We start from the raw sequence: 19124 nt of genomic DNA, 5'->3' as shown, positions 1-19124 counted from the left end.
ATTAAAGTGACAAATCCTGTAAGCGGGCTGAAAGTGGTTCATTGGTAAGGCGCTCAGCGGCAATATCATCTTCCACTTGCTGATACCAAGTTTGTTCATCCCAAAGTTCAAATTTATTAATCTGGCCAACCAACATGACCTCTTTGGTTAGCCCTGCGTGTTGACGCAATGTACTGGCTAACAAAAGACGCCCCGCGTTGTCCATTTGGCATTCACTTGCATGGCCCAATAACAGCCGTTGCACGCGTCGTTCAGCAGGGTTCATCGTCGATAACCGAGAAAGCTTTTCTTCGATAATCTCCCACTCAGGTAAGGTATAAAGCAGCAGACATGGCTGGTGAAGGTCAATGGTACAAACCATTTGCCCTTTCGATTCCTCGTTCAGCATTCCTCGATAACGAGTCGGCACGGTTAGACGCCCTTTGCTGTCGAGATTAACCAGTGTTGCCCCACGAAACATACCCGATTAAACCCCTTTTATTTCCAAGCCACCCACTTTACCCCACAATTCACCACATATAAAGTTTACGAATGGTATGAAAACGTTGTCAAGCCAGTCGCACTCAGCTTTAGCTTTATTTACAGAACAATTCAGAAAAAATAAGGGTAGGTAAAATATGACTTGGAAAGAAAATGCGAAATAACAAGTTGATATAATTAATATATTTTATAAAGTGCAACTTAAATAAGCGAGATCACTCTAGATTGCTGCAAAATCATACAAATCATTATAAATTCAACTTAAGTCTCATTTTTAATCAGTATATCTTGTACCAGTTATTTACTTTTATTGAGTCCCCAAATAATCATTAATATCTAATAATGGTAAAAACACCCCGAAAGAAAAATAAAACCATTAAATATCAACATAATAAATAACTGTTTTAATAAACAGTATTTAATTTTAAATATTTATCGCACAAATCAGTAATACATCTACAATAAATTTATATTAATTTAATCATCCGATTTAGCTTTCATTTTAAAATCAGCAATAAATATCTTAAGATAAATCCTAAAGTTAAATATTTACCTACTTTTAGCTTATAAAAAAAAAGCCCCTACAAGATAGGGGCCGTTATATTACTCATTATTGTGACCAACATCACTCATTATCGTGTAAATATTCACTGTTCGATTAAAGTTAAGTCTATTTTACTACTGCTTACGACCTAAACTTCCACGACGGCATAAATCACGGCGAATACGAGTAATACCAGGTTCTGGTTTTTGCTTTTCATCAAGGCTGGCAAGTACTAATTCTAAAATACGTTCAGCGATATCCCTATGGCGTTGTGCAAGGGAAAGCACTGGGCACTCGAGAAAATCTAATAACTCATTATCACCAAATGTGGCAATGACCATGTGCTCAGGTAAACGACCACTACGTTTCAACGCAACATCTAATACACCTTGTAGTAAGGAAAATGATGTTGTAAATAACGCGTCAGGCATCTCGTTACCGCTATCAAGCCAATGTGCAAAAACCTCTGCTGCTGAATCGCGTTCATAGCTATTTGCATACAGATAATCAATCTTGCGCGGGTCTTCATGCCATGCTTTACGGAAACCTTGCTCGCGTAAATAGCTGACAGACAGCTCAGGTAACGCCCCCAAATACAATACGGATTCAGCATTAAACTTGCGTAGTTCTGCTGAAATCATGAAAGCATCTTCTTGGTCATCACCAACGACACTAATAAAATGCTCTTTTTCAAGGGCTCTATCAAGTGCGATAATCGGTAAAGAACGGTTCGCCCAACGCTGATAAAACGGGTGTTCCGGCGGTAAAGCTGTCGAAACAATAATGGCGTCAACTTGTCGTTGCAAAAGGTGCTCAACACAACGAATTTCATTGTCAGGTTGGTCTTCTGAGCATGCTATTAGTAGTTGATAACCACGTTGACGCGCCTGCCTTTCAAGGTAATTTGCTATACGGGTATAGCTGGTATTTTCCAAGTCTGGGATCACTAACCCTATAGAACGGGTACGCCCTGCTCGTAGCCCCGCAGCAACTGCATTTGGATGGTAATTGTGCTCTCTGACGACTGCCATCACTTTTTCTACAGTTTTATCGCTGACTCGATACTGCTTGGCCTTGCCGTTGATCACATAACTAGCCGTTGTGCGGGAAACACCCGCTAGACGGGCTATCTCATCCAGTTTCACGTTAACCTCTTTACAATTTTGGGAATAGCCCCGAATCATTCGGGGCCTTAAACGCGATTATTCTACCTTCGGAAGATAAATTTTTCATCGCATAATTTTATCACCGCGTGAAACTCCGACAATCCCTGAGCGTACAACTTCAACAATTTCAGCAACACCACGCACTGATTCGATAAAAGCATCCAGTTTTTCGCTTGTTCCCGCTAGCTGAACGGTATAAAGCGTTGGGGTTACATCAACAATTTGTCCACGGAAAATATCCGCACAGCGCTTCACTTCATCACGCCCATATCCAGAGGCCTGTAGCTTCACTAACATGATTTCACGTTCAATATGTGCTGACGCCGTCAGCTCACTGACACGCAGCACATCAACCAATTTATGCAATTGTTTCTCAATTTGCTCAAGAACTTTTGCATCCCCTTTAGTTTGGATAGTCATACGTGACAATGTTGGATCGTCCGTTGGCGCCACGGTCAAACTTTCAATATTATAACCACGCTGAGAGAACAGACCTATGACACGGGACAAAGCACCTGATTCATTTTCTAATAAAACGGATAAAATACGACGCATGATCAGGTCCTCTCTGTTTTGCTCAACCACATTTCATCCATTGCGCCGCCACGGATCTGCATTGGATAAACGTGCTCAGTTTCATCAATATTTACGTCAACGAAGACTAATCGCTGATTTTCATTTACTTCAACAAGGGCTTGTTTTAGTTTTTCTTCCAGCTCATCAGGTGTTGTTATCGAAATACCAACGTGGCCATAAGCTTGCGCTAACTTGATGAAATCAGGCAATGATTGCATGTAGGATTGCGAATGGCGGCCTTGATAAATCATATCTTGCCATTGTTTTACCATGCCTAAGAAACCATTGTTTAAGTTGAGTACTAAAACGGGTAAACCATATTGCAGGGCTGTTGAAAGCTCCTGAATGTTCATTTGGATACTGCCGTCCCCGGTCACACAAACAACTGTCGATTTTGGATGCGCTAATTTCACCCCTAATGCAGCAGGTAAACCAAAGCCCATCGTGCCAAGACCTCCAGAATTTATCCAATGTCGAGGTTTATCAAAGGGATAATATAATGCGGCAAACATTTGGTGCTGCCCGACGTCAGATGTCACATACGCTTCACCTTTCGTTAAACGGTAAATCATTTCAATAGCTTGTTGTGGCTTAACTTTTGTTGGGCTGGTTTCATAACGTAAACATTGTTTACTACGCCACTGTTCAATTTCTTTCCACCATGCAGTGAGCGCTTGGTTATCTTGTTTTGCTGAAGCCTGGTCTAACTGACCTAACATTTGCTTTAATGTAAGTTTCGCATCACCCACGATTGGGATGTCCGCATTAACCGTTTTTGAGATAGACGTTGGGTCAACATCAATTTGGATAACAGTCGCATTTGGGCAGTATTTTTCTAAGTTGTTCGTTGTTCTATCATCAAAACGAACACCAACAGCAAAAATCACATCTGAGTTATGCATAACCTTATTAGCTTCATAGGTTCCATGCATTCCAAGCATCCCGACAGACTGCTTGTGAGTTTCTGGGAAAGCTCCTAACCCCATTAAGGTTGATACTACTGGTAATTGTAGTTTTTCTGCCAACTCAATAAGTTCAGCAGAGCAATTCGCGTTAATCGCTCCCCCGCCAATATAAAAAACCGGTTTTTTTGCCGAAACCAATTTAGTTAACGCTTTTTTGATTTGACCTTTGTGGCCTTGCAGCGTTGGGTTATAAGAACGTAAAGAAACATTTTCTGGATAACGATAAGCAAACTTCAAGGCAGGGTTAACGGTGTCTTTAGGGAAATCAATAACTACAGGCCCAGGACGCCCACTTGCCGCAATATAAAAAGCTTTCTTGATGGTTTCAGGAATTTCTTCTGCGCTTTTAATTAAAAAACTGTGCTTTACTATTGGCCTTGAAATCCCAACCATGTCGCATTCTTGAAACGCATCATTACCAATTAGCGAACTGGCAACCTGCCCCGATAACACCACCATCGGTACTGAATCCATATAAGCTGTCGCAATACCCGTAATCGCATTCGTTGCCCCTGGCCCCGATGTCACTAACACGACCCCAACATCTCCTGTTGAACGTGCATAACCATCAGCCATATGCACCGCAGCCTGTTCATGACGCACTAATATGTGTTCTACCCCGCCAACAGTATGAAGTGCATCATAAATATCCAATACGGCACCGCCTGGATAACCAAACACGTGCTTTACTCCTTGGTCAATCAACGATTTGACGACCATTTCCGCTCCCGACAACATCTCCATGAGTTTGCCCCCAGACATTATTTGCAAGTGAAGAGGTATGCTCTACCTCTTTATTTTTATCATTTAAATAGTGAAATTCGTACTATTAACATATCTCTCCGGCTGAAACGAAGCAAACACCATTTCAGTGCAAGGATCACGAAACTTTCACATCATCTTGAACATGGGAATTTGATAGATAAATTGACTGCGTATGAAAATAATAGAAGGAAAAATGACTGGCATGAATGAAAAAACAGTGCAACTTTAATTAGTTGGAACCGTTATAATTTTTAATATTGAGCTATTATTTGAATGAATAAATAAAAACAGAACAAAAACAAGACCTGACTTACCCATAATACAGGTAAGCCAGATAATTAAATGGTAAATTATTCTTTGTACATCGATTCAATTTCTAATTGATAGCGCTCAGAAATGATTTTACGACGTAGCTTTAAAGTCGGCGTTAATTCACCTTTTTCCATTGAAAATGTGGTTGGTAGCAATGTAAAACGCTTAACTTGATGGAAATTTTCGATATTCTTTTGTAAATCTTTTAAGCGACTTTCGAATAATGCCACAATATTCGAGTCTTTTAAGAGTTCTAAACGATCTCGATATTTCAGGTTTATTGAATGGGCATATTCTTCTAAGCTGTCATAGCAAGGCACAATAAGCGCTGAAACAAACTTACGAGCATCGGCAATGACTGCGATGTGTTCAATAAACTTGTCTTGCCCTAATACGCCTTCAATCATCTGCGGTGCAATATATTTTCCATTAGACGTTTTCATTAAATCTTTTAGTCTATCTGTAATATATAAATTACCTTGTTCGTCAATTTTCCCTGCATCACCTGTTTTTAACCAGCCATCCGCTGTAAATGTATCTAAGGTTTCAATCGGGCGGTTGTAATAGCCTTTCATAACCACCGGCCCTTTTACTTGTATTTCATCGTCTTTACCAATACGCACTGAAACAGAAGATAGTGGTGTACCAATCGAGCCTAATGGGTATTTCCCTTCTTCCCAGCAAGATACCGTGGCACAGGTTTCTGACATACCATAGCCGTATTTAATGTTTACCCCTGCAGAAAGGAAAAATGCAATCACATCGTCATCAAGACGGGCACCTGCAGCTGGCATGAACCGAATTCGCCCCCCTAACCCTTCACGAATTTTATTGAGGACCAGTTTGTCGACCATCGGGAAAATAGCGCGGTTAATAAAAGAGGGTTTGCGGCCTTTTGCTAAGGCTTTCACTCGGCTTCTGCCAAGGGATAATGCACAGCGAAATAGTGCCCTACGTACTAAAGGTGCTTTTGCCACTTTACTGTGTATTGCTGAATAAACTTTTTCATAAAAACGTGGAACCGCACACATTACTGTCGGTTTTACCTCAGCTAATGCTTCCCGAACCTGATTGGTGTCCGTTAAATAAACGTTTAGTGCTCCAACGTGCATAACGTAAAAGCTCCACGCACGTTCAAAAACATGTGAAAGTGGTAAAAAACTTAAAGAAACATCATCAGCGGTGAGTTGTAATCGTTCGTCATGGAGATACAGCTGCGCAGCCATGTTGTAGTAATCCAACATAACGCCTTTGGGTTCTCCGGTAGTACCTGATGTATAGATGATGGTAAATAAATCACTGAGATTATGCGCAGCGATGCGTTCATCCAGTTCTGCTTGGTATGCGGTTTGTGATTGCGCCATAAACGTGGATAAATGCATGGTATTGATTGAAATATCAGCCAACTTAACATTGTCATTCATCACAACAATCGTGGTTAATTGAGGGCAAAGAGCGGGTAACTGGCATGCAACTTGATATTGCGCCTCTTCCCCAACAAATAACACTTTAATATTTGCGTCGTTAATAATATACGCAGCTTGCTCGACACTGCTAGTCGCATAAAGTGGCACCGTGACCGCCCTAATTTGTAACGCGGCAAAATCCACTAATGACCAATTCATACTGTTGTGGGCAAATAACCCAATATTTTCTTGTGCTATAACGTTTAATGCTAAGAGGTGTCGAGAAATTGCTGAAGTGCGATCGCCAACCTCCCCCCACGTTAATGAGCTACGTTGCCCGTTATCCCATTGACTGAAAGCTATCCGGTTCGCTGATTCTTGTGCAGTAACCCTGCTACGTAAGCGATTAACCAAGTGGTATGGATATAGATTTTCAGTAATCAAAGTTTATTCCCTATAAGTCATTATCGATATAAGCTACTCGGCACATTCACAAGCACTTAACTATTCTTATTATTTCAGCTTACAAGTGTTAGCTGAATATTCGCAGTGTATCGACTAAAGAGATGCGTGAAAAGCATTTATATGTAAATTTTTTGCAAATGTTATGTCTGCTACAAAACTCACCATAGCACCTACGATAATGAGTTAATCAGCTTGTTGGCATGTATATTTTGTTATAAGCACGTTTGCAGAAATATAGAGGTTGTTGGCCTTAAGGGACAATTTCATTTGTTATTTTCCCTTAACAAAATGAGCTATTTCTTTCTCATCAGTTCGAGATAGCCTACAACCTCTAATATTTTAAATAGGCGTGTTATGCCGCAACAGGCTGTTCAGAGAGTTCCTCAATCAATTGATTGAATTGAGACTTCATCCATTGATGGCCTTTATCCCTAACCGTTGATTCATGCCAAGTTAAGTAACAAGGCAGTGTATCCTTAAGCCAAGGTAACGTTAACGTACGTAATTTAAGTTGCCCAAAGTGATGATTAACTAACCATTTTGGCACAATAGCCACGAGATCAGTTTGAGCAACAATACTCAATACACTATTTAAGTCAGTCCCTTGATAACTAACCGTATGCGATAACTCAGTATTATTATAATAAGGTTTACTAAATGACCCCATGTTATCCATTGACATAATAGCGTGGCGTTCATTATTTAGTTCAGTTTCAGAAATTGAATTACCAATACGTGGATGATGATTTGCCACCACTAATACTAATTCATCGTCAAATAAAACCTGATGTTGAAATTCCGTCTTTTCTAATTGATTATAGCCAAGGAAGAAATCCATTTCTTGGTATTTTAGTTGATGAGCAATTTTATTGCCCATAAAAGAATGAATGATTATATTAATATTAGGCGAAACTACCTTAAATTTTTCGACAATAATAGCAGCTAGGCGAATATCTAACGGTGAACAGATAGATAAATTAAATACCCGATCACTATTTTGTGGGTTAAAACCTGCGCTAGGTAATTCATTATGAACTAATTGTAATGCTTGCCTAATAGGCCCAAATAATTGTTTAGCACGCGATGTCGGCTGAATACCACGCCCATACCGCACAAATAACTCGTCATTAAACATTGATTTTAAACGTGAAACCGCATTACTTACTGCAGGCTGAGACATCCCTAGAACTTGCGCAGCTTTTGTCACATTTTGCATCTGCATAACCACGTCAAAAACCGTTAATAGGTTAAGATCAACATTACGTAAATGAATATCGCTACTATCTTTTTTAGCTGTTGAAATTGTATCAAAATCAGTCATTTTTTACTCCACTAATATATTTATCATTTTTCATTAACGAAAAGAGTCATTCATCTAAAGAAACCGACGAATATATAAATTCATTAAATATTATTCTTAAAACAACTTATAGATAATAAGCTATTTCGCTTTCCCTGCATTTATTAAAACGACGTTTATATTACTTAACCTATTAATTAAACTTGCAGTATAAATATCATCATAAAACGTAAATATTCATCAAAATAATGAGTGATAACTACTAATTAGACTTGCAATCACTCACCGTAAAAATAATAAAGCAATTTTTGCAAGAAATCATAATAAATCGTATTTAGAATCAATAAATATCCTCATTATCAGATTATTTTTTAAATACTCATTTATTAGATAATTAACTTAATTAAAAAGCATTGGTGTAGGTGATTCATTCCTTGCGTTGAACTTTAACTCATAGGAAAATAGAAAAACATTATAAAATTCAACACATTAAACCAAACCAATACTTAGACAATGCCTGATTAAAGAATTTTACCCTTATAATTACATAAAAATCCAGACAAAACAGAAGAGTTACACCAAAAAAATAGCAACAACCACCAACTAAAAGCCATAATTCATGATTGGTAAAAATATGCTAAAAATCTATGATTGACATTAACTTTAAGATAACGTATCAATAAATACAGTTTAATTAAGATACTCAAGAGAGACGGTTGCAATGACATTTTCTATTCGCCTACTAAGCCTACTACTACTCGCATTAAATTTGCGCGGTATGCTTATGGACGAAAAATAGAAACAAACTGTCCACAAACATTAAGAACCCGCGCAACCGCGGGTTTTTTTATGCCTGCGGCTTTGGAAGAACATAACACTCAGTAAAAACAAAATTCGATATGAGGAACACAATATGAGCAACCAAGTCATTATCTTTGATACCACCTTACGCGACGGTGAGCAGGCATTACAGGCTAGTTTATCAGTCAAAGAAAAATTACAAATCGCCTTTGCGTTAGAACGTTTAGGCGTTGATATCATTGAAGCCGGTTTCCCAGTCTCTTCACCAGGTGACTTCGAGTCCGTTCAAACCATTGCCAGAGAAATCAAAAATAGCCGAATTTGTGCATTAGCACGTTGTATTGAAAATGATATTGATGTTGCAGCCGAGTCATTAAAGGTTGCCGAAGCCTTTCGTATCCATATTTTCTTAGCCACCTCCAATTTGCATATGGAGAAAAAATTAAATAAATCCTTTGATGGCGTAATGGATATGGCAATCAATTCCATCAAGCGCGCTAGACGCTATACCGACGACGTTGAATTCTCCTGTGAAGACGCTGGCCGTACTGACCCTGACAATTTGTGCCGCATTGTAGAAACAGCTATAAATGCGGGAGCCACCACCATTAATATCCCAGATACTGTAGGTTATACAACGCCTTACCAATTTGGTGGAATTATCACTGATTTGTATAACCGTGTGCCAAATATCGATAAAGCCGTTATTTCTGTTCATTGCCATGATGATTTAGGGATGTCGGTTGCTAACTCAATCAGTGCCGTGCAAGCCGGTGCCCGCCAAGTAGAAGGGACAATTAATGGCTTAGGTGAACGCGCTGGCAACACGGCATTAGAAGAAGTGATTATGGCAATTAAATTGCGCGAGCAAATGTTAAATGTGCATACCAATATTAATCACAAAGAAATTTACCGGACCAGCCAATTAGTTAGCCAATTATGTAATACACCAATCCCAGCGAATAAAGCGGTTGTCGGCAGCAACGCATTTGCTCACTCATCAGGAATTCACCAAGATGGCGTACTGAAAAACCGCGAAACCTATGAAATCATGACGCCTGAGTCCATTGGCTTAAAAGAACAACAACTGAATTTAACCTCACGCTCAGGCCGTGCCGCTGTTAAGCACCGTATGGAGGAAATGGGGTATCACGAAGGTAAAGACTTCAAGTTGGATGAATTATATACTGCATTTTTGAATTTAGCCGATAAAAAAGGTCAAGTGTTTGACTATGACTTAGAAGCCTTGGCTTTCTTTACTAAACAACAAGATGAAACTGACCACTTCGTCATGGACTATTTCAGTACGCAATCAGGCTCTAGTATTGTTGCGACAGCAACAGTCAAAATGCAGTGTGGTGATGAAGTGAAGTCTGAAGCTGCAACCGGTAATGGCCCCGTTGATGCGATTTACCAAGCTATCAGCAACATTACACAATTCCCTATGAAGTTAGTCTCTTATCAGTTGTCAGCTAAAGGCCACGGCGAAAATGCATTAGGCCAAGTAGATATCGTGGTTGAATGCCATAACCGTAAGTTCCACGGGATGGGGTTAGCGACAGATATCGTTGAATCTTCAGCAAAAGCCATGGTGCATGTGTTGAATAGCATTTGGCGCTCAGAGCAAGTTGAAAAAGAAAAACAAAAAATAAATCAAGAATCACAATCAAACACAAAGGAAGCTGTTTAACAATGTCTAGTTATAAAATTGCCGTATTACCGGGAGATGGCATCGGTCCAGAAGTGATGGCGCAAGCTCACAAGGTTTTAGCTGCTATCAGCAAACGTTTTGCAATAACAATCAACACCACTGAATATGATGTTGGCGGTGCGGCAATCGACAAGCACGGTGAGCCATTACCACAGGCCACAGTAAAAGGTTGTGAGGAAGCTGACGCTGTCTTATTTGGTTCTGTCGGTGGGCCGAAATGGGAACACTTGCCACCTGATAGCCAGCCTGAACGTGGTGCATTATTGCCTTTACGCAAGCATTTTAAATTATTCAGTAATTTACGCCCTGCTCGCTTATATCAAGCATTAGAAGCATTTTGCCCATTACGTGCAGACATCGCAGCTCAAGGCTTTGATATTCTTTGTGTGCGTGAATTAACAGGTGGGATTTACTTCGGTCAACCAAAAGGCCGCAAAGGTGAAGGCCAAGAAGAATACGCATTTGATACTGAAGTTTATCACCGCTATGAAATCGAGCGTATCGCACGTATTGCTTTTGAATCAGCCCGCAAACGTAATAACAAAGTCACATCAATCGACAAAGCAAACGTGTTACAAAGCTCGGTCTTATGGCGTGAAGTGGTCAATCAAATCGCAAAAGAATATCCAGATGTTGAAGTCAGCCATATGTATATCGATAACGCAGCCATGCAAATGATCAAAGCCCCATCACAGTTTGATGTGGTGTTATGTTCTAACTTGTTCGGCGATATCATTTCTGATGAATGTGCGATGATCACCGGTTCCATGGGCATGTTACCTTCTGCGAGCTTAAATGAAGTTGGATTTGGTTTGTATGAACCTGCGGGAGGCTCTGCTCCAGATATTGCTGGAAAAAATATTGCCAACCCAATTGCACAAATTTTATCTGCTTCCATGTTGCTAAGATTTAGCTTAGACCAAGCCGATGCAGCAGATGCAATCGAGCGTGCGGTCAATAAGGCCTTAGAAGAAGGTTTTAGAACATCAGACTTAGCAGGTGCAGGTCAGTCAATAAGTACCAGTGAAATGGGCGATATTATTGCTCGTTATATTGCAGAAGGGGTTTAACATGGCCAAGACTTTATACCAAAAATTGTATGATGCTCACGTTGTCCGTGAGGTCGAAAATGAAATCCCTTTGATTTATATCGATCGCCATTTGGTACATGAAGTGACATCACCTCAAGCGTTTGATGGTTTGAGAACTAAGAAACGTCCTTTACATCAACCAAGTAAAACTTTTGCCACAATGGATCACAACGTATCAACGCAAACCAAAGATATTAATGCGTGTGGCGATATGGCTCGTATTCAAATGCAAGAGTTGATGAAAAACTGTAAAGATTTTGGCGTAACTTTATATGATTTGAATCACCCATACCAAGGTATTGTCCATGTGATGGGGCCTGAGCAAGGTATTACTTTACCCGGTATGACCATTGTATGTGGAGACTCCCACACCGCAACACACGGTGCATTTGGCTCATTAGCCTTTGGTATCGGAACATCTGAGGTTGAGCACGTGATGGCGACTCAAACGCTGAAACAAGTACGCGCTAAAACAATGAAAATTGAAGTCGTAGGCAAAGCTCCAGCAGGTATTACTGCAAAAGATATCGTTTTAGCGATTATCGGTACAACGGGCAGCGCAGGCGGTACTGGCTATATTGTTGAGTTTTGTGGTGAAGCTATCGAAAACTTAAGCATGGAAGGCCGCATGACGGTATGCAACATGGCAATTGAATTAGGCGCGAAAGCGGGAATTATCGCACCGGATGAAACCACTTTTGCCTATATGAAAGGTCGCCAATTTGCACCTAAAGGCCAACAATGGGACGATGCGGTTGCTTATTGGAAAACATTAAAAACGGATGATGATGCACAATTTGATAAAGTCATCACTATTCAAGCAAGTAGCATCGCGCCACAAGTCACTTGGGGAACCAACCCTGGGCAGGTGATTGCCATCAACCAGCCGATCCCTGCTCCTGAGTCATTTACAGACCCTGTTGAACGAGCTTCCGCTGAAAAAGCATTAGCTTACATGGGGTTAGAGTCTGGCATTAAATTATCTGATGTCAAAATTGACAAAGTATTTATTGGTTCATGTACGAATTCACGTATTGAAGATTTACGTGCCGCTGCTGCAATTGCAAAAGGTAAAAAAGTGGCTAATGGCGTACAAGCTATTGTTGTTCCGGGATCTGGCCCTGTTAAGGCCCAAGCTGAGCAAGAAGGTTTAGATAAAATTTTCATTGAAGCGGGTTTTGAATGGCGTTTACCGGGTTGCTCTATGTGTTTAGCGATGAATAATGACCGCTTAAACCCTGGCGAACGCTGTGCATCAACCAGTAACCGTAACTTTGAAGGCCGCCAAGGTCGCGCAGGTCGTACTCACTTGGTTAGCCCAGCAATGGCAGCTGCCGCAGCGATTAATGGCCATTTTGCTGATGTACGTGATATTCAAATCTAAGGAGAAAATGATGGAAAAGTTTATTACACACGTCGGGATTGTCGCTCCTTTAGATGCAGCCAATGTGGATACTGATGCCATTATCCCTAAACAATTTTTGCAAAAAGTGACTCGCACAGGTTTTGGGCAACACTTGTTTAATGACTGGCGCTTTTTAGATGAGAACGGGCAACAACCTAACCCTGATTTCGTCTTAAATAAGCCAGTTTTTAAAGGGGCCAGTATTTTATTAGCTCGCGAAAACTTTGGTTGCGGTTCATCCCGTGAGCACGCACCTTGGGCATTAACTGACTTTGGTATTCAAGTGGTTATCGCCCCAAGCTTTGCTGATATTTTTTATGGTAACTCGTTCAACAACCAATTATTACCAATCAAATTAAGTGAAACCGAAGTGGATGAGCTGTTTAACTATGTTAATAGCCATGAAGGTTGCCAGTTTACGGTAGACCTAGAAGCTCAAACCGTGACTGCTGGTGATAAAACCTATCATTTTGAAATTGATAGCTTCCGCCGCCACTGCATGATGAATGGCTTGGATAGTATTGGTTTGACGTTGCAGCATGTCGACCAGATCACCGATTTTGAAAGCAAGATTCCATCCTTTATGCAGTAAATCCTTTTCTACGCCTACTTTGGTGGGCGTAGTTCCTCTTTTAGCTCTAATTATCCAACTAAACCGCCTACTTCGCACCAAAAATGCGGAATTCATCCATCATTAAAAATTTACAATCCAAAATCACTTCCCCGTTAATATCTTCCTGTATAATTAATAACAAAATAAGATTTTTGCCTTTAACTGAACGATTTTTTCTAAATAGTTCGCACTGTAGCTAGGCGGTAAGAGAAGATATCTTGGGGAGCATACATAAGTATGTGACCCAAGTAGCTGAACGAAACCAACAACGCGACAGTGCGAAATATGACGAAAAAATAAAAAAAAGCCGGTAAAAACCGGCTCGGTGATAAACACCATTACTCTAAATGGGGGAGTCGGCCTGCAACATGCAGACCAAACGAGCTACTTACTGCCTTCTATTATCGTGAGATTTTAGGAAATTAAAATTGATGTATTTTTTGCCGGAGTTCCTCTTTTATGTCTAATTCACGATTACAAACCCAGTTCATTCGTCTCTGGCAACACTTTCAGGGCCAAGACAGTGAAACAACTCTGCAAGATATCGCTGATACGCTGTTTTGCTCTCGCCGTCATGTTCGGACGCTACTTAATAATATGCAGTCACAAGGTTGGCTCAGTTGGCAGGCTGAGTCTGGTCGAGGAAAACGCTCGGCCCTTATTTTTCATGTTAATGGCTTAGAGCTACAACAGGCACAGGCTGAACAACTACTCAAAGAAGAAAGTATTGAAAAACTTGTCGCCCTAGTGGGTGATAAGGAAACCATTCGCCAAATGGTATTGTCTGAACTGGAACGCAGCTATCGACAAGGTAAGAATTTATTACGGATTATTTATTATCGAGATTTCCCGACACTTCTTCCTGGCGCCCCCATGCGCCGCTCAGAAATTCACTTGATGAGTCAAATATTTAATGGTCTTACCCATTTAAATGAGGAAAAAGGGGAAGTGGAAGATGGCCTTGCCCACCATTGGCAACCCATAAGTGATACCCAATGGCGTTTCTATTTACGCCCTGCTATTTATTTCCACCATGGGAGAGAAATGGCTGCCGACGATATTATCTATTCCCTTTTACGCTTAAAAACCTGTTGGCCGCTATTTTCACATATACAATCCGTCAGCTCACCGCAACCTTATGTTATTGATATCACGTTAAGTGAGCCTGATAAACAGCTACCTTGGTTATTAGGCAGTCATCATGCGGCTATTTTACCGAAAGAGTGGGAGAGCCTCGAAAACTTTAGCCGTTGCCCTATCGGCACTGGTCCCTATCAAGTAGAAAAAAACTTGCCACAAAAGCTGACTATCACGGCTTTCGACCGCTATTTTGGCTATCGTGCACTGCTAGATGAAGTGACCATTTGGGTGGTTCCTGAACTTTCAGAACAAATGGTTTGTACGACATTAAAAATGGATGGTGACAAGCACCATAATGATTCACTTGAAAGCCGCATGGAAGAAGGCTGCTATTTCCTCTTAATGGATCAGCGCTCACCGGTTGCTCAGCGTGAAGATGTCCGTAAATGGTTATGTAGCTTTTTAACACCTGTCAACCTACTTGCCCATTGTGAACCGTTTTATCAGCGCCATTGGGCGCCAGCTTATGGCTTATTACTCCATTGGCATCATAGTAAAATGCTAACCTTGTTCCCTAAGCCTGAAGATTTGACTGAGCTGACTGTTACTTTTTATCGCAACCACCATGAGTTCTATGCGATTAGCCAAATTATGAAACGCGTGTTACAGACACAAGGCGTGGAGCTCAAGATTAATATCATTGATTATGATGATTGGTTTAATGGCAATGGGCAAAGTGATATTTGGTTAGCAACAGCTAACTTTTTTAAACCTCTTGAATTTTCTATCTTTGCTACCTTGTACGAAATGCCATTACTGCGCGAATGCCTTAATAACACTCTCCGCGATGAACTTAATCTATGGCGTAATAACCAATTAGATGTAGAAGCCTGGTGTGAAAGCTTAATTGACTCGCAAATTTTCCACCCTATTTTTCATCATTGGCTTGAACTACAAGGCCAAAAAACCATGCGCGGCGTACGGATGAATACCTTTGGCTGGTTTGATTTTAAATCTGCATGGTTTAAACCCTCTGAGGATAACCTAGCAAAATAATGATAGTTATAAACAGATGAAATGAATAATAAGGATGTTATTCACTTTTTCTGTGGATATCCATGTGAACAACCTCATGGTAATCAGGGTATATCCCCAAGCCACTTTTTTATCAAAAAAAAGAATAGTCAAATAATCATTGATAAATCAAAGAAGTAAATAACAAAAAAGCGTTTTATCCACTGGCTATTTTTCTAGCTAAAATACTTAAGACTTTAACTGAGCAAAGATCAAACAACGTTGTATTTATCCACAAGATATGTGCTCAACTTACTCATATTTTGTGATATTCGTCATAAAAACCGTTTAGTCAAGGCTGTAAATACACACAGTAATCTCTATTTTTCACAGTTATCCAGAAATCCTGTGGATAACCTAGTGCATGATCCTGTGATTATCTTGGGATGAACTTGAATAACCTCTGTTATAATTTATGACCTGGATGAATAAATAACATTATATCCCTATATATCAAATAGTTAAAAACATCAAAGAAAAAGTGTTATACTTCTTCAGTTCTATGTATTTTCACTGGCTACTTTTTATACATTAATATTCAAACCATGATGCCATTTATTGCGCCACCGCCACCTGATAACGAAGCAACCTTAATGGGTCGAGCGCAAGCCCTTGCTGGCTATACGCTTGGTGAGCTCGCCCAACATGCTGCTATCCCTATCCCTCCTGACCTCAAACGAGATAAAGGCTGGGTTGGTATGCTATTGGAATATTATTTAGGTGCGAGTGCGGGAAGCAAGGCAGAGCAAGATTTCGCTCATATTGGGATTGAATTAAAAACCATTCCTATTGACCGTTATGGTGCTCCACTCGAAACGACCTTTGTTTCTGTAGCGCCATTAACGGGGAATAGTGGCTTAACATGGGAAAATAGCCATGTTCGCCGCAAACTATCCCGCATTTTATGGTTTCCTATCGAAGGGGAAAGGCAAATTCCACTCTCACAACGCAGAGTCGCAAACCCGTTAATCTGGAGCCCATCTCCCTTTGAAGAACAGTTACTAAGACAAGATTGGGAAGAGCTAATGGACCTCATTGTATTAGGCAAAGTGGAAAGTATCACTGCACGCCATGGGCAGGTATTACAGATCCGCCCTAAGGCCGCAAACAATAAGGCACTAACGGAAGCGATTGGTGAGTTCGGTCAACCGATTATGACGCTACCTCGTGGTTTTTATCTCAAAAAAGATTTTACCGCGCCCCTGTTAGCGCGGCATTTTAATCTAAGTTAGTCGCTAACCATCGCCTGTACCAAAGCAGACGATAAATTATTATCACTGTTTAATTTGTTAATTAGAAGGTACTAAGATGTTTGAATGGATACTGGACCCCAATGCTTGGATGGCACTCGCCACACTAACCATATTAGAAATTGTCCTAGGCATCGATAATATTATTTTCCTCAGTATTGTGGTGAGCAAGCTTCCAAGCCACCAGCAAAATAGTGCCAGACGGACAGGCCTTATTGCGGCAATGGTGATGCGCCTTGCGTTATTGGCTTCGATTGCTTGGTTATCACGCCTTACCACGCCGCTTTTCACTGTCGCAGACCATGTTGTATCCGCTCGCGATCTCATATTATGCGCAGGTGGGATTTTCCTTATTTGGAAAGCAAGCCAAGAAATTTTTGATACGATTGAAGGGGAAAGTGAAAATAATCTAGCAAATAAAAAAGTGAGCTCATTTTGGGGCGCTATCGTGCAAATTGCTTTATTAGACATTATCTTCAGTTTAGATTCCGTGATCACCGCAGTGGGGCTATCAGACCACTTATTTATCATGATGGCAGCGGTAGTCATCGCTGTACTCATTATGATGCTTGCAGCCAAACCCATTGGCGACTTTGTTGAGCGCTACCCCTCCGTAAAAATCTTAGCCTTATCGTTTTTGATTCTAGTTGGTTTCACTTTACTACTTGAAAGTGTTCAAGTTCACGTATCAAAAGGCTATATCTACTTTGCGATGTTCTTTTCCATGGCAGTACAAGTCCTTAATATCTTGCGCAGCAAAAAATGGAAAACCAGAAATCAAACTAATTAAGATGGTGACCTAACCGCCTGTTTAGCCGCTAAAATAGCCCCCTCTACCGCTTTTTTTGCTTGCGGGCTATTTTTCCAGCAACTTGAACCTGTCAATGCAGCACCAGAAATTAAAATTTCATCGTAAGATGCTTCACTCAGTTGTGCGAGTGAGCTAAAACCCATTTGTTCTAAGCGGCTAATCACCATGGGACCGACACCTTTAACGGCCAATAAAATCTGCTTTTCTGATTCGGAAAATGCCATTTTACTCTTCTCTTTGTTAATGAATTGATGTTTATTACGCTAATATTTTGCATTTTACCTATTTAATACTTTAAAATTGTAACTATAACAATGCCAGTTTTAATAATTATTAACTGACCTATCTTATCACCCAATCTGTACCTGCTCTGTGTTAGGAATTCACCATGTATAACGTTCCACTAACCAACCTGAATCAACACACGATGAAATTACCTGATAGCCGTCTATTTTGCTGGTTCGAATCAGGCCCTAAAACAGGTTTTCCTGTTATTTTTTGTACTGGAGCGGGAATGAGTGGTTCATTAGGGTTTGGTTTGGATTTACTCGAAAAACTAAATATTCGTTTAATTGTTCCTGAACGCGCGGGTCTTGGTGAGTCAACATTTCACCCTGAAAAATCATTGAAAAGCTTTGCTATGGATGTTCAAGCCCTACTAGATGAACAATCTATTACTCAATTTTCAGTTGTCGGTTTTTCTCAAGGCGCCGTTTTTGCCATGGCCGTCGCCCACTATTGCCAACCTATTTCACTGTCTATCGTGTCAGGACAAGACCAATTTGAATACCCTGCAACTCGTGCGGTACTCAGTGCTGATGTTGTGAACATGCAAGAACAAGCCCTTAACACCCCTAAAGCGCTGTCTGATTGGTTATTAAAAAATGTCACTGGTGAGTGGTTATTAGCATTTATTCTTAATTGCAGCGCAGAAATAGACCAGCAACTCTATAATGAAGAACATTTCCTTGAGGCATATAGCCATTGCATGCGACGTGCTTTCGCCCAAGGCAACCAAGGTTATGTTCAAGACTTATTAATTGCATTACAGAAATGGGAATTCACCCCTGAAACGACCCGCGTGCCAGTCTCTTTATGGTATGGCGAACTCGATATGAGCACAGTTCATTCCCCTGATTTTGGCAAAATATTAGCCAGCCGCTTTCCCAATTGCCAACATCATTTATTAAGTGATGAGGGAGGCTCCCTACTTTGGACACAAGCAGAAGCTATTTTAGCCGATATTCAACAGCACACTGCATAAGCAAAAACCGCGATGAGTTATTCATCGCGGCTATTATTTACACCT

15 protein-coding genes are annotated in these 19124 nt (G+C 40.5%); 8 read left to right on the top strand and 7 right to left on the bottom strand.

Annotated elements, in window-relative coordinates; translation table 11 throughout:
- Window position 1: 1 nt before the first annotated feature.
- The 6 genes from mraZ to leuO form a co-directional block, all read right to left on the bottom strand.
- A complete protein-coding gene (gene mraZ / locus PR834_RS04460; RefSeq protein ID WP_004262043.1) occupies window positions 2-460 on the bottom strand; it encodes a division/cell wall cluster transcriptional repressor MraZ in 459 nt (152 codons plus the stop codon).
- Between the two features lie 698 nt (window positions 461-1158).
- Entirely contained in the window at window positions 1159-2169 is a 1011-nt protein-coding gene (gene cra / locus PR834_RS04455) for a catabolite repressor/activator (protein ID WP_094961381.1), read from the bottom strand.
- 84 nt (window positions 2170-2253) lie between these two features.
- Window positions 2254-2745, bottom strand: a complete 492-nt coding sequence (gene ilvN, locus PR834_RS04450) for an acetolactate synthase small subunit (protein WP_004262045.1) — start codon at window positions 2743-2745, stop codon at window positions 2254-2256.
- A gap of 2 nt (window positions 2746-2747) precedes the next feature.
- Entirely contained in the window at window positions 2748-4475 is a 1728-nt protein-coding gene (gene ilvI, locus PR834_RS04445; RefSeq protein WP_036958468.1) for an acetolactate synthase 3 large subunit, read from the bottom strand.
- Window positions 4476-4846: 371 nt separating this feature from the next.
- Entirely contained in the window at window positions 4847-6658 is a 1812-nt protein-coding gene (locus PR834_RS04440; RefSeq protein WP_036958469.1) for an AMP-dependent synthetase/ligase, read from the bottom strand.
- A gap of 373 nt (window positions 6659-7031) precedes the next feature.
- Complete coding sequence (gene leuO, locus PR834_RS04435; protein ID WP_004262052.1) at window positions 7032-8000, bottom strand: transcriptional regulator LeuO; 969 nt, start codon at window positions 7998-8000, stop codon at window positions 7032-7034.
- A gap of 892 nt (window positions 8001-8892) precedes the next feature.
- Here leuO and leuA point away from each other — a divergent pair.
- The 7 genes from leuA (at window position 8893) to PR834_RS04400 (ending at window position 17794) form a co-directional block, all read left to right on the top strand.
- The gene (gene leuA, locus PR834_RS04430) at window positions 8893-10470 is read left to right on the top strand and encodes a 2-isopropylmalate synthase (protein ID WP_004262054.1); all 1578 of its coding nucleotides are present in this window, start codon (window positions 8893-8895) and stop codon (window positions 10468-10470) included.
- A gap of 2 nt (window positions 10471-10472) precedes the next feature.
- A complete protein-coding gene (gene leuB / locus PR834_RS04425) occupies window positions 10473-11561 on the top strand; it encodes a 3-isopropylmalate dehydrogenase (protein ID WP_196724623.1) in 1089 nt (362 codons plus the stop codon).
- Window position 11562: 1 nt separating this feature from the next.
- Window positions 11563-12966, top strand: coding sequence for a 3-isopropylmalate dehydratase large subunit (gene leuC, locus PR834_RS04420; RefSeq protein ID WP_272536464.1), 1404 nt, complete (start codon window positions 11563-11565; stop codon window positions 12964-12966).
- A gap of 7 nt (window positions 12967-12973) precedes the next feature.
- Window positions 12974-13579, top strand: coding sequence for a 3-isopropylmalate dehydratase small subunit (gene leuD / locus PR834_RS04415; RefSeq protein ID WP_094961358.1), 606 nt, complete (start codon window positions 12974-12976; stop codon window positions 13577-13579).
- A gap of 480 nt (window positions 13580-14059) precedes the next feature.
- The gene (gene sgrR / locus PR834_RS04410) at window positions 14060-15736 is read left to right on the top strand and encodes an HTH-type transcriptional regulator SgrR (RefSeq protein ID WP_096863192.1); all 1677 of its coding nucleotides are present in this window, start codon (window positions 14060-14062) and stop codon (window positions 15734-15736) included.
- 566 nt (window positions 15737-16302) lie between these two features.
- Window positions 16303-16986: a DNA mismatch repair endonuclease MutH gene (mutH, locus tag PR834_RS04405; protein ID WP_036958529.1), complete on the top strand. Its 684-nt coding sequence runs from the start codon at window positions 16303-16305 to the stop codon at window positions 16984-16986.
- 76 nt (window positions 16987-17062) lie between these two features.
- Window positions 17063-17794 (top strand): TerC family protein, encoded by a 732-nt coding sequence (locus tag PR834_RS04400; RefSeq protein WP_004262066.1) that lies wholly within the window; start codon window positions 17063-17065, stop codon window positions 17792-17794.
- Here the strand turns inward: PR834_RS04400 and PR834_RS04395 are convergent.
- Window positions 17791-18039: a hypothetical protein gene (locus PR834_RS04395; RefSeq protein ID WP_004262067.1), complete on the bottom strand. Its 249-nt coding sequence runs from the start codon at window positions 18037-18039 to the stop codon at window positions 17791-17793. The two genes, PR834_RS04400 and PR834_RS04395, sit on opposite strands and share 4 nt — an antisense overlap.
- Before the next feature lie 164 nt (window positions 18040-18203).
- Here PR834_RS04395 and PR834_RS04390 point away from each other — a divergent pair, with 164 nt between their 5' ends.
- Window positions 18204-19079, top strand: coding sequence for an alpha/beta fold hydrolase (locus tag PR834_RS04390; RefSeq protein ID WP_094961356.1), 876 nt, complete (start codon window positions 18204-18206; stop codon window positions 19077-19079).
- The last annotated feature ends 45 nt before the right edge of the window (window positions 19080-19124 follow it).

This window comes from Providencia sp. PROV182 (assembly GCF_028480325.1).
GTDB lineage: Bacteria > Pseudomonadota > Gammaproteobacteria > Enterobacterales > Enterobacteriaceae > Providencia > Providencia hangzhouensis.
Note: the sequence above shows the minus strand (reverse complement) of the source record. Positions and strands in the feature narration are given on the sequence as shown.

Bases quoted from the DNA above. Each gene is read 5' to 3' on its own strand.
- mraZ (WP_004262043.1), bottom strand. From the start codon at position 460: ATGTTTCGTGGGGCAACACTGGTTAATCTCGACAGCAAAGGGCGTCTA.
- ilvN (WP_004262045.1), bottom strand. From the start codon at position 2,745: ATGCGTCGTATTTTATCCGTTTTATTAGAAAATGAATCAGGTGCTTTG.
- ilvI (WP_036958468.1), bottom strand. From the start codon at position 4,475: ATGGAGATGTTGTCGGGAGCGGAAATGGTCGTCAAATCGTTGATTGAC.
- leuO (WP_004262052.1), bottom strand. From the start codon at position 8,000: ATGACTGATTTTGATACAATTTCAACAGCTAAAAAAGATAGTAGCGAT.
- leuA (WP_004262054.1), top strand. From the start codon at position 8,893: ATGAGCAACCAAGTCATTATCTTTGATACCACCTTACGCGACGGTGAG.
- leuB (WP_196724623.1), top strand. From the start codon at position 10,473: ATGTCTAGTTATAAAATTGCCGTATTACCGGGAGATGGCATCGGTCCA.
- leuC (WP_272536464.1), top strand. From the start codon at position 11,563: ATGGCCAAGACTTTATACCAAAAATTGTATGATGCTCACGTTGTCCGT.
- leuD (WP_094961358.1), top strand. From the start codon at position 12,974: ATGATGGAAAAGTTTATTACACACGTCGGGATTGTCGCTCCTTTAGAT.
- sgrR (WP_096863192.1), top strand. From the start codon at position 14,060: ATGTCTAATTCACGATTACAAACCCAGTTCATTCGTCTCTGGCAACAC.
- mutH (WP_036958529.1), top strand. From the start codon at position 16,303: ATGCCATTTATTGCGCCACCGCCACCTGATAACGAAGCAACCTTAATG.
- PR834_RS04400 (WP_004262066.1), top strand. From the start codon at position 17,063: ATGTTTGAATGGATACTGGACCCCAATGCTTGGATGGCACTCGCCACA.
- PR834_RS04395 (WP_004262067.1), bottom strand. From the start codon at position 18,039: ATGGCATTTTCCGAATCAGAAAAGCAGATTTTATTGGCCGTTAAAGGT.
- PR834_RS04390 (WP_094961356.1), top strand. From the start codon at position 18,204: ATGTATAACGTTCCACTAACCAACCTGAATCAACACACGATGAAATTA.